This window comes from Saprospiraceae bacterium (assembly GCA_016717265.1).
Lineage (GTDB): Bacteria > Bacteroidota > Bacteroidia > Chitinophagales > Saprospiraceae > Vicinibacter.
Genome location: JADKFX010000001.1, coordinates 2,675,558 through 2,691,193 on the forward strand (window position 1 = coordinate 2,675,558; position 15,636 = coordinate 2,691,193).

At 33.7% G+C, this 15,636-nt stretch carries 9 protein-coding genes; 2 read left to right on the top strand and 7 right to left on the bottom strand.

The window, feature by feature from the left end; all coding sequences use genetic code 11:
* Window positions 1–8 precede the first annotated feature (8 nt).
* Window positions 9–680: a hypothetical protein gene (locus IPO86_10495; protein MBK9728537.1), complete on the top strand. Its 672-nt coding sequence runs from the start codon at window positions 9–11 to the stop codon at window positions 678–680.
* Between the two features lie 86 nt (window positions 681–766).
* On the opposite strand, the gene IPO86_10500 is transcribed toward IPO86_10495, so the two are convergent.
* Window positions 767–1,294: a TrmH family RNA methyltransferase gene (locus tag IPO86_10500; GenBank protein ID MBK9728538.1), complete on the bottom strand. Its 528-nt coding sequence runs from the start codon at window positions 1,292–1,294 to the stop codon at window positions 767–769.
* A 12-nt stretch (window positions 1,295–1,306) separates the two neighbouring features.
* On the bottom strand, window positions 1,307–2,917 hold the full coding sequence (locus IPO86_10505) for a CTP synthase (GenBank protein MBK9728539.1): 1,611 nt from the start codon (window positions 2,915–2,917) through the stop codon (window positions 1,307–1,309).
* Between the two features lie 63 nt (window positions 2,918–2,980).
* Between IPO86_10505 and IPO86_10510 the strand changes: the two genes are divergently transcribed.
* Window positions 2,981–3,748 (top strand): MOSC N-terminal beta barrel domain-containing protein, encoded by a 768-nt coding sequence (locus tag IPO86_10510; GenBank protein MBK9728540.1) that lies wholly within the window; start codon window positions 2,981–2,983, stop codon window positions 3,746–3,748.
* Between the two features lie 211 nt (window positions 3,749–3,959).
* On the opposite strand, the gene IPO86_10515 is transcribed toward IPO86_10510, so the two are convergent.
* From IPO86_10515 to dnaK, 5 genes are all read right to left on the bottom strand, one after another.
* Entirely contained in the window at window positions 3,960–7,076 is a 3,117-nt protein-coding gene (locus tag IPO86_10515; protein MBK9728541.1) for a M4 family metallopeptidase, read from the bottom strand.
* Window positions 7,077–7,092: 16 nt separating this feature from the next.
* On the bottom strand, window positions 7,093–10,008 hold the full coding sequence (locus tag IPO86_10520; protein ID MBK9728542.1) for a hypothetical protein: 2,916 nt from the start codon (window positions 10,006–10,008) through the stop codon (window positions 7,093–7,095).
* An 11-nt stretch (window positions 10,009–10,019) separates the two neighbouring features.
* A complete protein-coding gene (locus IPO86_10525) occupies window positions 10,020–11,708 on the bottom strand; it encodes a DUF1501 domain-containing protein (GenBank protein MBK9728543.1) in 1,689 nt (562 codons plus the stop codon).
* Window positions 11,709–11,727: 19 nt separating this feature from the next.
* Window positions 11,728–13,374, bottom strand: coding sequence for a DUF1800 domain-containing protein (locus IPO86_10530; GenBank protein MBK9728544.1), 1,647 nt, complete (start codon window positions 13,372–13,374; stop codon window positions 11,728–11,730).
* Between the two features lie 303 nt (window positions 13,375–13,677).
* Window positions 13,678–15,579: a molecular chaperone DnaK gene (dnaK, locus tag IPO86_10535; protein MBK9728545.1), complete on the bottom strand. Its 1,902-nt coding sequence runs from the start codon at window positions 15,577–15,579 to the stop codon at window positions 13,678–13,680.
* Window positions 15,580–15,636 lie beyond the last annotated feature (57 nt).

Genomic DNA, 15,636 nt, shown 5'->3' on the forward strand with positions numbered 1-15,636 from the left:
TTAGTACCATGTATCTTAGGATTTTACTTTTACTGGTGATCGGTTTTAGCCTGGAAAACCTAAAAGCACAATTTGGTTTTCAGCTCGTTGCAGGATTGAATCAGTATCCTAAAGAACAGGAAAATGGGCTTTATGTTCCTGAAAATAATTTGCATGTATCAATTGGCCCTTCTGTATGGTTTCGATTGAAAAATAGGCGTATAGAGTTTAATCCTTCAGTTATAATTGATTATGCCAGTTCTAAAGTGCAAAATTCTCCAGACCAAAATCTTACTTTAAAGGAATTGAATGCAGGATTTACATTTCCAATTTTGATATATCCATTGGATTTTGGTAATGATTGTAATTGTCCAACATTTAACAAACAGGGTCAATTTTTCAATAAAGGATTTCATTTTATAATTTATCCTGCTGCATATTATTTATCTCAAACACTAGAATCTGATCAGATATTAGAGAAATACGCATCTTTTGCTTACCAATTTGGGATTGGTGCTGGTATTGATGTCGGAATTAATAGAACGTGGACAATTAGCCCTTCACTGGTTGTTTCAAAATTTTTCAACGACCAATATTTGATTAATGATTTAAATAAATTCATTGCGAATCAAGAACGAAATCGATATCGTATTGATTTTATGCTGCGATTGGTTTGGTTTGCTAAGAAAAAACGATATTGAACTTAAGCCAAATTTCTAGCTATCCACGGTAAAATCTATATAATTACTTTATGGATTACATTGCTTTAGGTTAGAAATAAGTAGTTTTAAAACCATTCCTTGGCAAAATGCCAAGCAACTATTCCAGCTGCTACACTTACATTTAGACTATGTTTAGTTCCAAATTGAGGAATTTCTATGCAGTAATCTAGAATATCTAATAGTTCTTGTTGAATGCCATTTACCTCATTACCTAAAACCAGAATATAGGATTGTGAACTATTAATATCAAATTCATGTAACTGAATACTTTGATCTGTTTGTTCGACTCCGATAAGTTGGAAACCTTTATTTTTTTGTTGTATTAAAAAGTCCAAAGTATTTTCCACCTGTTCCCAATACACGGTTTGACTTGAGCCAATAGCTGTTTTTTCAATTTCTGGGTGTGGGGGTGTAACACAATAGTTACTTAAATACACGCCTCCAATTTTAAAAGCATCTGCTATTCTAAATAGTGAGCCAATATTATGACCAGATCGAATTTGATCTGCAAAAAAAAATATGGGGACTTTGGGCAATCTTGCAAATTCCTCAGGATTCAATCTTTTTAATTCTAATAGCGCTCTTTTTTTCAACTCTAAACTGAATTAATTGCTTGCTTTATGTTGTATACAAGCTTTAATAAAACCTACAAATAAAGGATGTGGACATTCAACAGTGCTTTTTAATTCAGGATGAAATTGTACCCCGACAAACCAAGGGTGATTTTTCAATTCAATAATTTCTATCAAATTTTGCTCTGAATTAAGACCAGTTGCAATCATTCCATTTTTTTCAATTAATTCTGCATATGCATTATTAAATTCATAACGGTGGCGATGTCTTTCGACAATATGATCTGTTTTATACGCTTTTTTAACCAATGATTTATCTTTTAAATTGCATTGGTATGCACCCAATCTCATGGTGCCTCCTTTGGCAACTATGACTTTTTGTTCCGCCATTAAATCAATTACAGGATGCGGTGTATTTGGGTTTACTTCAGTGGAAGAAGCATCTTTCAAATTCAGTACATTTCTACAAAATTCAACAACGGCACACTGCATTCCTAGACAAATTCCGAAAAACGGTAACTTCTGTTCTCTAGCAAATTTAATTGCCTGAATTTTTCCATCAATTCCTCGTTCTCCAAAACCTGGGGCTACAAGAATTCCATCAAGATCTTTCATAAGGCGTTTTGTTTCAGCCTCATTTTCTAAATCTTCAGCATGGATAGGAATTATATGAACTTTACATTCATTCGAAGCACCTGCATGTACAAACGCTTCATGTATTGATTTATAAGCATCCGGAAGTTCGTTATATTTTCCAATTAATCCAATGGTAACTTCTTCACTTGGGTTTTTTAAATGTCCTAGAAATTTTTTCCAGTTCTTTAAATCGGGTTCATTTTTAGATTGAAGCCCTAATTTTTCTAAAACCCGAATATCTAATCGCTCCTTTAGCATTAATAATGGAACATCATAAATAGTGTCGGCATCAATAGCTTCTATTACATTTTCGGGTCTAAGGTTACAGAAGAGTGCTAATTTAGCACGTATTTCATCAGTAACTGGCCTTTCTGTTCGGCATACGAGAATATCTGGCTGAATTCCAGCTTCTAATAGTTCTTTCACAGAATGCTGCGAAGGCTTCGTTTTTAATTCTTTAGCTGCGGCTAGATATGGCAATAATGTCAAATGAATAGTAACTACATTTTGAGGTCCGATATCCATTCTGAATTGTCGTAATGCCTCTAGATATGGAAGTGATTCTATATCCCCAACGGTGCCACCTAATTCCGTAATAATTAAATCATAACCGAAGTCGCCTAATAATGAAATCCTTCTTTTGATCTCATCGGTTATATGCGGAATTACCTGGACGGTTTTACCAAGGTAATCTCCGGCGCGTTCTTTATTAATGACCGTTTGGTAAATCTTACCAGTAGTAATATTATTGGCTTGGGAGGTTGGCTTATTTAAAAAGCGTTCATAATGTCCTAGATCAAGATCTGTTTCCGCCCCATCATCGGTAACATAACATTCTCCGTGTTCATAAGGATTTAGGGTTCCTGGATCCACATTTATATACGGATCAAATTTTTGTATAGTCACATTGAAGCCTCTAGCCTGGAGTAATTTTGCTAGAGAAGCTGAAATAATGCCTTTGCCTAGGGAAGATGTTACACCACCCGTAACAAAAATGTACTTGGCCATAATGAAGGAATTGGTTTACTTTGTTACGGGTCATAAAGGTAGTACATTTTATTAAAAACAAGAATGCAAGCGTATAAAACAGACGAAATTTATATTTATCCGATTAAATCTATTGGTCCTATAAAGCAAGATCAAATTAAAATAAATGGGTCTGGACTTATCTATGATCGGTATTGGATGTTGATCCATCCAGATGGCTCAGCAATTACCCAAAGGGAGTTTCCTTCCCTAAATTTGATCCATATTACTGACGATCTAACGCATTTTATTTTGAATGTTGAGGGCCAAAGCGTTCCTGCTATAAGATTTCGGAAACAAGCTGACGCAATGAGTCTCAAGGAAGTCAGTCTATGGAATAAGCAGTTTATTGCATATGAAACTCAATCTGAATTAAGTAAATGGTTTTCTCACTATTTAGGTACTGAAATTTTGCTGGTAACAAATCCAAGCCGGATAAAAGAATTAGTCTACAATGATAAGATCTTTAATTTGCCTTTAAATTTTCAAGATGGATACCCTGTGCATTTGATTAATTATAGTTCCATAATTGATCTATCCAACCGTTGTGGAGTTGATCTTAGTCCAATGCGATTTCGGGCGAATATTTATTTAGATCTGGGTACACCTTATATTGAAGACGAAATTGATAAAATCAAAATAAACGATATCATTTTTCAGTTTATTAAACCTTGTGAACGTTGTATTATGATAAACTTAGAACCGTTTACAGATTGTTTCCAAAAAGAACCGCTAAAAAGTTTATCGACCTATCGAAAAGAAAATAACGTGGTTAAGTTCGGTATTTATTTAAAAGTCTTAGCTTCTAATTGAAAATGGATTGCAAATAAGTCATTCAATAATTAGCGCTTACAGGTCATGACATAAGATTTATCCAATGGTAAACTGTTCCAAATTAAACGATCAAAAGATTCAAATTTTATATTTTGCTGTAAAACTATAATCAAGAGTTAAAAAAACATGAAATATTTATTCACTTTTTATATTCTGATGACAAATAACTTGAAATCTTCTAATATTAAACTTATAATTTTATTAACTTTTCACTTTTTAGAATGCCTGCAGAATTAAATATTTGAAGAATATAAGTGCCTGTTGGAAGTTCATGCGTTTTAATTTCCATATTATTTCCGACTATTTTATCTTGCATTGCAATGCTACCTAAAGAATTTACCAATTTGTAATTCAACGGAAGCTTCTCATTTAATACAGAAAGTAGAATATGATCTCCAAATGGATTTGGATCCACCTGAATTTTTATTTGATCTGCTTGATTGGTAAAAACTATTTCACCGCTAATTTTAAGATTATCAATTAAAACATAATCTTTAAACTCAAGAGAACTAACATTTTCATCGATAGGACCATCCAGGGTAATATTTGTTATTTCAATACTTATAGGTCCTCCTGTGAGTGGAATATCAGATTCATAATAATTCAATTTGAGTTCCGTATTTGCATCAGAAATATAACTTGGCATTCCTATTGTAGTGCCCTGTTCATTTTTGAAAATAATTCTGGTTGCCGCTGCATAAATCGGACTCGTTAACAAAGTAGAATCATAAACAGTTGTTCCCAATTTGTGAATATAATCAAATGACAATATTGCCTTTTGTAGATTTTCAGTATTTACACACAAATAAAGCGTACTTGTGAATTTTGGATTACTCGACATGAAATTAGCGAGTGTAGGTCCATTCGTTGGTATAAAGCTATTAGCAGCATTAAATATTTTTCCACCACTAAAGATTATAGCAGGTGATGTACCAATATCATGGATATTAACTACTTGAAAAGAATCCTTTTTGATTCCTAGCAATGTGGAATCGAATGTTGTATTGTCAAATGGCTCTAGATATCCAATTTCAGCATTATTAATATATACCGCATTAAAACTTGTAGAATTATTAGTTAATACGGTGTCCAAAGGATATCCTAATGTGGCAAGGATTCGTTTATATCCAGCAAACGTGCGGTCAATATCAAATGCAGTAGAACGATAATTAGCGCCTGGATAAATCGTTGTAACTGTTTTAACTTTTTTAATAATTTCCTGATTATCAAATTTCAACACGAGATCTAATTCAGTACCAGCAGGAACCGGAGAACAACCATTAAAATTTGCATTTACAGTTGCTCTAAGTTGCTTGTTTTCACAAGGCGATCCAGAAACATTTAAACTATTCACTCTGAAATCATGATCACTGTTATTGTTTTTTGTTACCGTGATTTGAACACGGTTATTTGATGTGTCAATATCATCTGGCAGTAAAGCATAAATGTTAATTCTAGTGTTAGTTTTATCGATTCTTGCCGGACTTAAAAATTTATAAATAAAAGATTCTCCGGGTAATAAATCTTGGGTACTTGTATAATTTTCGATGATTGGATTTTTTCCAGTTATTTGTATGGAGAATTGAATATCCGTTCCAGCAGGATATGATTTATCACAACTTTGGTTAACCAATCGCACTTCGACTGGATACAAACCTTCCTTGCAAGTAACCAAAGGAATTTTATTATTTACTAGTAATAAGTCTGCTTCGGTAACGCCAAGTCCCATGCCGACAGCTTTCCAGGCTTCTGCAATATTTCTATATTCTTTCGAACATTTTCCATATTGATTTTCCGTAATCGTTAAAGTAGCTTCTCGCACATCGAAATAAAAAGAAGTAGAAATTAAATAATTGGTCATAGCATTATACACTAACTGTATGGCAGCATCCATTCCAATTTTTTCTACATTGTATGTTTTACCTGTTTCATTTGTTCCAATTCCACCTTCTACTAAAAGATAAAACCAATGATTAATAACGCCACTATTCGAATGGACTCCTCCATTATCCGAACTGTTTGCTACCCAAAATGACCCTTTGTAATTTTTTGGATTTTTAAAACGATTGGGATTTGAAAGGCTTCTAAAAGCGGTATCAGGCTTAAAAAAGAATCTAGAACCTAATAACCAATTAAAATTTGCAGAATCATATTCAAATTCTACGGCTTTTCCAAAAATATCACTAAATCCTTCATTTAACGCTCCGCATTCATATAAATACTCAAGACCACAGGTAAATTGTGTTACACCATGTGTCATTTCATGAGCAACTACATCTAATGAAGTCAAAGGTCCGGTATCTTTATTGTCGCCAATTCCAAATAATGTTCCAGCGCCTTCCCAAAATGCATTAACTAAGGTGACTGAATCTACTATTCTATTGATAAGTTTTCCGTTTTTACCATCAATACCATTGCGATTGAAATGGTTCTTATAGTAATCATAAGTACTTTGAGAACCAAAATGTACATCTAATGCACCCTTTCTTTGTGGAAATGAATCCTTTTCCCAAATATTATCACCGTCTGTATATTTTCTTCCACTGGCTGACATTGTTTCTATTCCATTTCCTCTGGTGTTATCTACTAATTCAAATCGGCCTGTAGTCATAACGGATGTTTCCATTGGACGAATTCCATGATATAATGTATGTGCATCACCGATGCCACCAAAACACGCATGCAAAATAGAATGTGATAAAACTAATTCACCATTTTCTGCATTAAAATAATAACGCATTTTTGCAAATGGATTTAAACTATAAATATCTACCTTATATACAAGTATAAAATCTCCAGAATTCTCCGGAAATGCTTTGTCCATTATTAGTAATTCGGGTTTTGGATACAGTGAAGCATCATTTTCCCAAACATATTTTGTTGAAGGTAATAGCTTTAATGCTAGATCTAAAACTGCATGAGATTCAATTTTTGCATTCGTTTCAATGCTTAGATTTTTACCAAAAGTACCATTCAATGTTTCCACATTGCCATTACTTTCATGTAGAATCATTTCTGCACCAAGGACTCTAATCCCATTATGATATTGTTGAAATTTATAATGATGTACACTTTTAGATTCAGTGTTGGAATAGACCAGTTTCATTTCAGTTTGCTCTGTTAATCCTATTTCAAAGGCATACTTACTAAAAAACTGAGATGCTTTTGTAGGTTCAGCTGTTTTTAGTTGATACCATACAGCATTTCCATGTTGAATTTGTTTTTCTAAAATAGAAACACCAGCAATTTGGCTAAATACTGGCATTATAAAGAAGCTGCTTATGAAGCAAAGTAAGATTCGTTGCATTGATTTAATTTTTTAATTATAGTTTAATGAAGCGTATAATGTCAAAAAATCGCTCCCCTTCTAATTTGATATATATTAGTCCGGCAGGATAATTATCAATTTTAAGGGATATGATATTATTTGTTGTCAATGGGTTTACCAAATTCATTTCAATAAATTTGCCATCACTATTTAAGACCGTATATTTAATTTTAGAATCTTTATTTTGTGGTATTAAAATGTTTAAAAGATCATAAGCAGGGTTCGGATGAAAAGTAGTAAGTCGATCTTTAGTTAAATCTTTTCCTGATACAGGGATACAATTTATGTCCCCTGAATTAATCAAAGAACAACCAAAGGAATCTATCATATGTACTGAGTAATTATCAAGATTATTTAAAGTATCGCCATTTTTATGGCCACTAAGAATTATTCCTCCAGCATAACTACTAACACTTACATTTAAGATTGCTTTACCAGTGCGATTCCCATTTATATCCAAAATACAATCATAACTAACATTCATATTTGGCCTGGCATATGCGCAAGAATCAAATTTGCAAACAATCTCACCACTCGTAGAGATACTGCAACCTGCAGCATCAGTCACTTCAGTTAAATATTTATCTCCTTGTGCGAGTTGATCTCCAACTTGATTTCCTTTAATATTAAAATTCCCTAAATTGCCTTTAACCTCCAGATGCAATATCGCTTTTAATAAAGTATCTACACATTCATAACTAGCATTTATTGTTAATTTAGATTGAGAACAATCAAAAGGAGGACAGATAATTTGTCCTTCTTCTATAACATAACAACTATCTGAATCAATCAAGATAATTTGATACTGTTCACCATGTTTTAATTTACTTCCATCAGGTGTGCCATATAAATAATATGCTCCAGAACCTCCCATTCCATTTATATGCAAAAGAACTTCTCCTGATTGTCGACCAAGAGAATCCATTAAACATTCAGAAATGACTATTAGATCCAAATTTGAATTTTTACAAGATGCTGGAGCCTGACAATCTATTGTAACTTTATCAAAATCACGACAACCTACCTCATCTTCAATAAAAGCTTCAACAGTCGTTCCAGGATAAAATATTTCTGTCGATTGTGGGCCGTTGTAATTATATTGACCTTTCCCCCCTGTCGCTAGGTAATTTACTTTTCCTAATACACCATGTAAACATTCTACTTGAAGTTCTAAATTTAATTTTGTGAATGCAGGTGCTTTACTTAATTCATCAATGCGAACACAAAGATTTCCTTCTCCAGATTTTAATGGATTCACGGCTGATATAATTTGCAAATAATAGGTCCTGCCCGCTGTTAAAGCGGTTACAGGTATTCCTCCTGAGCAAGGATCTGGTGATTTTCCGCAAGCAAACTCGTTAAGATTATTACAAGTACCAGAATAAATTGCCCAATTATATATAAATCCTGCTTGTATATCTAAGTTTATATTTTTTTCCGAAGGTGCAACAAAACTAAACCAGACATCCGTTGCATTATAGACAACACAACTCGGTTTGATGCTACTTTTTATTCCATTTAAAGTGTTTAAGGATTCACAAATTTGATTTAAAGTAATTGCTTTGGAAGTTGGACAATCATCATTCAAAGGTTTCGTCGTTGATTTATCTTTCACTTCAATACATAAATGGCCTTCAATGGTAGAAAAATATCCAGAAACCTGAATAAAATACTCAGTATTCGTAGTTGGATTTTCCAAAATTAACTTTCCACCTAGGTCCTCACATTTGACTTCTATTAATTGTGAACAAGTTCCTTTATATACTGTTAAAACATCTGCAAAATCTGCATGTGAAATAATTTCAAGGGATTTTGTGTTGCTTGTTTTAAAACTATACCAAACATCAGCTCTTGATTTGTCATTTAAACTTGGTATTGGATTTTCAAAGCTTGCAAATATATTTTCCTCGCTCGTGCAATTTGAATTTATTGTTATTGTTTTTTTATTTGTACAAATGTCATGTGAAGGATAAAGAGGTTCTTTTTTTCTGATAGTCATGCATAAATCAGAAATATCTTCACGACCATAAAATCCAGTTTGTTTTGCTACTCTAATATAATAAGTTTTGCCCGCTTCAACGGCAGCATAATTGCGTTCGCCGGCGAAGCCATACTCATCCTTATTAAAACAATTTAAATCTTTAAGAGAGGCACATCCACCTTCAAATACACTCACAGCATCATTATAAACTGCATTGGTTTGAATATTAAGATGTCCTGTGAATGTACTTACATATTTATACCAAATTCCTTGTACATAATTTCCACTGCATAGAATTTTTGGTCCAGCAAAAAATGCACCTGAACTATTGCCAGATAGGCAAGGCTTATCTAATTGAAGTTCTACGGCTCGTGCACAATCATCATTATCAGGCCCTGAAATATTTAAATTATCAATTAATATTATAGTATTAAAATCATTTCCAATTGCTTCATACTCAAATATAAATTTTAATTTTTGATTTGCTTGGTTTGTATTGATCGTAAATACCTGATTTACCAGAACAATTCCATTTTGAGTAACATCACTTGAATAGGTTTGAACTAACCGACTGACATCGTCTATAACTGCGAAAAGTTTTAAACTACTATTCGCATTTGTTTTAATAAATCGAAGTCCAAAATTTAAAATATATTGATCATAATTAAATAATTGAAAATCCTTACTCGTGATATTGAATTTTCGATTTCCATTATCTGTTTTATTTGCTTGCTGATAGAGAATACTACAAGTAGCATCTGTTTGCGGCATAAGATTCGACTTGATTATTGAAAAGCCAAATGTTCCAATATCAGATTTTAAACTCCATTTTTCAGGAAGCGTACAGCTAGCAAATTGCTCTGTTGTGATCAGGTTTTGTGCGAATGCATATTGAATGCAAAACAGGGCTATATATAATAATTTTTTCATGGTTTTTCTTTTTAAAAAATATTAAATCTTCTCATGAATGTTTTTCCTGCACTATCCAATTGGTATATATACTCGCCTGGTTGAATTTTCCATTTTTGCGGATCGAATGGAATTGTATAGGAGCCTTTTACTGTATAGCCTTCATGCAATACAGCGAGCGTTTTTCCATTAACGGATTTAACTACTAGTTTTACTTCATTTGAATGCAGTTGGGAAAACTTGAGATCCACAATTTTAGAATTGAATTCATTTGGGTTATGTCCTAAAAGAATCGTATTATAATTGGATCCTGAACTGCTTCCTGTGCATGGATTATCAAATAGACTTAAACGGCTGTAGTTTTCACCTAAACTGTAATTTACTAATTCAGTATCCAAACATAACCATTGCTCCATGACGGTAGAATACATATGTCTAAAATCCAAACTTGTTTGTTTCTCAAAATATACCCTTGCATCCCCTGCTTTTAAAGTTGCATCATTTAAGTTCATAGGGGTACCTGTAAAACCTCCTTTTACAGCATCACCAAATAACATGATAGGAGACATATTTCCATGATCGGTGCCCACAGATCCATTTTCGCGTATAGTTCTTCCAAATTCCGAAAAGGTCATCATGCATACGTTTTTATCTGCATTATCAGCTTGCAAATCTGCAAAGAATGAAGATATAGAATCAGCAAGATTTCCTAATAGTCCGTTATGATAATTTTTCTGATCTGCATGCGTATCATAACCATCCATATAAACCATGTAAACCCGGGTACCAAGTTTACCTTTTATTAGTCGAGATACAATTTTTAATTGTTCAGCGATTCTGGAAGTAGTATTAGCTGGGTATGCTACTTTATTTATAGTTGAATTATAAGCTTGTGTAACGGATTGAGAATAGCGCAATGAATTATTGGTTAATTGTCTTAAAAATTCTACTTCCTGACCTTGGGGACAATCTCCTAATCCATCTGTAGGATATAATTTTCCAAATTGAGCTAATCGATAAAATTCATTTGGATCATTGAAGACTAATTCAAACTGTTGGTTACTAGCAGATTTAAATACAAGGTCTGCATTATAGCCAATTCGCAATGCTGGTGGAACAGTAGGTGGAGTTTCATTAAATACGGGAAAATCTTGTTCCAGATATCTTCCCATATACCCAGATTTAGATCTGGGATCAAGTGAATTATCTGCAGCACTAGCCCAATTATCTATGGAAGTAAAATGAGAATAATCTTGGTTAGGATAACCCACATTATGCAAAATATTCATATTGCCTGAATTCCATAAAGACATTAAGGAGGCCATCGTACCAGGCAAGGCAAAATCATCACTGCCAAATCCTGATAAAACGGTGTTTGAATTATAATCTGTACCAAATTTTTGACTCAAACTAGGTCTATAATTAATATATTCTGCTTTACCTGCTGCATCCGAATGCGGAAACACCATATTCAAGCCATCATTTCCTCCAAACATTTTCACTAAAACTAAAATATTATCACCGCCTTGAACTAAGGGCGATGCAAATGCTTTTGAAAATAATGGATTCACTGGAATTCCACTTAAAAGCATAGAACCCAGGCCTGCTATTCCCCCGGTTAAAAGGAATTGTCTTCTATTCCATAATAAATGATCTTCTGTATGTTTTTCTCCAAGATCTGAGCGGAACAAATTATTATTTAAATTATGATCGTTACACATATAATTTAGAATTTGGAGTTTATAATAATTGAAATTCAGGAAGTGTAACCATATAATTTACTAATGCAATAAATTGGTTAGGCACTGTGAAATAATCTAAATTCCAGGTTCCATTAGTATAGTAATTAGATGGAACTAAGGATTTAAAAACGCCGATGGCAGTTTGAATTATATCTTCTGGTAATTCAACAGTTATAAAATAATTTATAACGCTTCGTACGATTAAATCCGGATCGCTGACATTGCCGGAAAGTGTTTTTAAAAAGTCTCTATATTTTTCTTTGGTTCTATCATATTGCAAAAAATACCCAAATTGATCGCGATTGTATTTCCATCGATTTACTAATGTGAATTCATTTAACCAAGCTCTATAGCCTGGCCAACCAGCAACATTTATTGGGTTAAACAGCGTTTGACCAAGATTCGATGTAGCATAATAGACATTGCTCAGCGTGTCTCTGTTTAAACTATTTGGAAAATTTGCAGGATCTGGCACCTCAGCCTGGAAGGTATTATTAATCCATTTATATTTAAAGAAATCTTTTCCAGGTTCAAGATCCAAGCTTCTGAAAAAATGAATTTGATTATCAATATGACTTTTTATTACAAGTCCCATTGCTTCATCCTCAAAAAAATGTTCGCTTTTAAACAAGGTCTTTAATACCTCAGCAATGTTAAAATTAGAATTAATAAATACAGTTGCCAAGCCATCAATTATTTCTTGTGGTGGATCATTGTATAAATAATATTTGTAAAGTTTCTTACAAATAAATTGTGCAACTTCGTTTTTCTTTACATTGAAAATTACATTGTCATGTAAAGACTCGTATTCTGTTTGTGCTTTAATTAAAGCCTCGTCTTCTGTTGCAGGAACAACACCACCAAAGTTACCAACTGTTTTGCCAAATATTACTTTCCCTTTCCAGTCATGATTATATCTATAAAAAACAAATTCATCGATTTTTGTCGGACCAATTACATAATTTCCACCACCCGCATCATAATACTTAATATTCCAACCTGTTAAGGCTCGAGCTGTTTCGGCAACATCTTTCTGAGTGTAGTTTCCAACACCCATAGTAAATAATTCAAGTAATTCTCGTGCATAATTTTCATTCGGTCTTCCCGAGACATTAGCATTTCCATTTAAATATAAGATCATGGATGGCGTGAGTCCTATAGCTTTCACAAATTCTCTAAAATCACCAAATGCATATTTATGTAGAAGGTAGTAATATTGAAACACCCAGGTAGGACGGTTACCTGCTCCGTCTGCCGTTGCAACAAAATGATTTGACCAAAAAAGCACCAGTTTATGTCTTACACCCTCTGTAATCATGCCATTAAACCACATATGGACTAATTCCAGGTATTTGTAATATGCATTCGGATCTTCAGCAATGTTTTGTTCTTTCCATTGATAGGTATAATCATAGGTTCTTACTCCAACTTTCTTTTCTCCTGGCAGTGGATGGCTCATGGCGGTGCCAATTAAATAATCAATTAAAACGGAAGGCTTATTTGCTTTTGCGGCACTAATCAGATATGGTGGCGCACCGTTGCATAGTTTGTTATAAAGATGATGGATCCTTTTTTCATTCCATGGTTTTGCAGGGCTTGGAATATATTCCTGTAAACCTCCTGTAAGACATTTATTATCAGGCATGATTCGATTGTTTTACAGTTGTAAAATTACACGATTTTACCATTTTTCCAAATTAAATAACTTTTGATCAAGGTGGTGAATTAGGGCCAATAATGCATTTTTAAGCTACATTATTTTCAGCTACCCCATTGTTGTTTAGAAAATTGGAATTGGAATTTTAGAATATGAACGCTTTTTTCTTGCTTAAAATCCATTAAATAATGTTCTTTCAAAGTAAATTTTGAGAACAAATTGGAATGAACAAAAAAGCTGGGAATCATACATCATGTATAATTCCCAGCTTTGCGATTTTAAATCAAATTTTTACTTTTTTACTTCTTCAAATTCAACGTCCGTTACTTTTTCATCAGTGCCATTCCCTGTTTGATTTTCAGGAGCTCCATTAGAACCCGTTTGATCATTTTGGGTGGCTTGATACATATCTTGACTTGCCGCTTGCCATGCAGTGTTCAACTCTTCAACATGTTTGGTAATCAAATCTAAATCCTGCGTTTTGTGTGCATTTTTTAATGCTTCCACAGTGGTCTCGATAACAGTCTTTTTCTCTGCAGGAATTTTATCTCCATATTCCTTTAATTGTTTCTCTGTTTGGAAAATTAAAGCATCCGCCTCATTAATTTTATCTGCTTTCTCTCTAATTTTTTTATCTAAATCTGCGTTTGCGGCAGCTTCATTTCTCATTTTTTCAATTTCAACTTTAGTCAAACCTGTAGAAGCTTCTATGCGGATGTTTTGCTTTTTACCAGTCCCTTTATCTAAAGCACTTACACTTAAAATGCCATTCGCATCCACATCAAAGGATACCTCAACTTGTGGAACCCCTCTAGGTGCAGGGGGTATACCATCTAAGATAAACCGTCCTACAGAGCGATTGTCCTTTGCCATAGGGCGTTCACCTTGTAAAATATGTATTTCAACGGAAGGCTGATTATCTGCTGCAGTAGAATACACTTTTGATTTTTTGGTTGGAATCGTTGAATTTGCTTCTATCACAACATCATAAACACCACCCAAAGTTTCAATTCCTAAAGAAAGTGGAGAAACGTCAAGCAATAAAACATCTTTTACTTCACCCGTTAATACACCACCCTGTATTGCTGCTCCTACAGCTACTACTTCATCAGGATTTACTCCTTTATTAGGTTTTTTACCAAAAAATTCTTCAACTACTTGTTGTATTCTTGGAATCCGTGTTGAACCTCCTACCAATATAATTTCATCTATATCATTCTTGGTTAAGCCTGCATCTTTTAAAGCATCTTCACACGGTTTTAAAGTCCGCTTTACGAGATTATCTGCTAATTGTTCAAATTTTGCCCGGGTTAATTTCAATGCCAAATGCTTAGGAACCCCATCCATAGCAGTAATATAAGGCAAGTTAATTTCCGTTTCGGTAGATCCGGATAATTCAATTTTAGCTTTCTCAGATGCTTCTTTTAAACGTTGTAAAGCCATTGGATCTTTTCTTAGATCCATGTTCTCTTGGGATTTAAAATGATCTGCCAAATAGTCTATAATAACCTGATCAAAATCATCTCCTCCTAAATGTGTGTCCCCATTAGTAGATTTAACTTCAAATACGCCGTCGCCTAATTCCAACACAGAAATATCAAACGTTCCACCACCAAGGTCATAAACAGCAATGGTCATGTCTTTTGTTTTCTTATCCAATCCATAAGCTAAAGCGGCCGCAGTAGGTTCGTTTATAATACGCTTTACGGTTAATCCTGCAATCTCTCCTGCTTCTTTTGTTGCTTGCCGCTGAGAATCATTGAAATATGCAGGTACCGTAATTACAGCTTCTGTTACTTCATGGCCAAGATAATCTTCTGCAGTTTTTTTCATTTTCTGTAAAACCATTGCAGAAATTTCTTGCGGACTATACATTCTGCCATCTATATCTACCCTACAGGTATTATTGTCTCCTTTCGCAACTTTATAGGTCATCCTTCCAGTTTCGAGGTTCATCTCATCAAATCGACCACCCATAAAGCGTTTAATTGATGAAATGGTCTTCCTTGGATTCGTAATTGCCTGGCGTTTTGCAGGATCTCCTACTTTACGCTCACCATTATCTAAAAAAGCTACAATAGAAGGCGTTGTGCGTCTACCTTCATCATTTGCAATAACAACTGGTTCGTTACCTTCCATAACTGCAACACAGGAGTTGGTTGTACCTAAATCTATTCCTATTATTTTTCCCATTATTTCGATTTAAATTATAGATGTCAATCCTTATGCCATCCTGAAATACAGGAAATT

Bases quoted from the DNA above. Each gene is read 5' to 3' on its own strand.
- IPO86_10520 (MBK9728542.1), bottom strand. From the start codon at position 10,008: ATGAAAAAATTATTATATATAGCCCTGTTTTGCATTCAATATGCATTC.
- IPO86_10505 (MBK9728539.1), bottom strand. From the start codon at position 2,917: ATGGCCAAGTACATTTTTGTTACGGGTGGTGTAACATCTTCCCTAGGC.
- IPO86_10530 (MBK9728544.1), bottom strand. From the start codon at position 13,374: ATGCCTGATAATAAATGTCTTACAGGAGGTTTACAGGAATATATTCCA.
- IPO86_10515 (MBK9728541.1), bottom strand. From the start codon at position 7,076: ATGCAACGAATCTTACTTTGCTTCATAAGCAGCTTCTTTATAATGCCA.
- IPO86_10510 (MBK9728540.1), top strand. From the start codon at position 2,981: ATGCAAGCGTATAAAACAGACGAAATTTATATTTATCCGATTAAATCT.
- dnaK (MBK9728545.1), bottom strand. From the start codon at position 15,579: ATGGGAAAAATAATAGGAATAGATTTAGGTACAACCAACTCCTGTGTT.
- IPO86_10495 (MBK9728537.1), top strand. From the start codon at position 9: ATGTATCTTAGGATTTTACTTTTACTGGTGATCGGTTTTAGCCTGGAA.
- IPO86_10525 (MBK9728543.1), bottom strand. From the start codon at position 11,708: ATGTGTAACGATCATAATTTAAATAATAATTTGTTCCGCTCAGATCTT.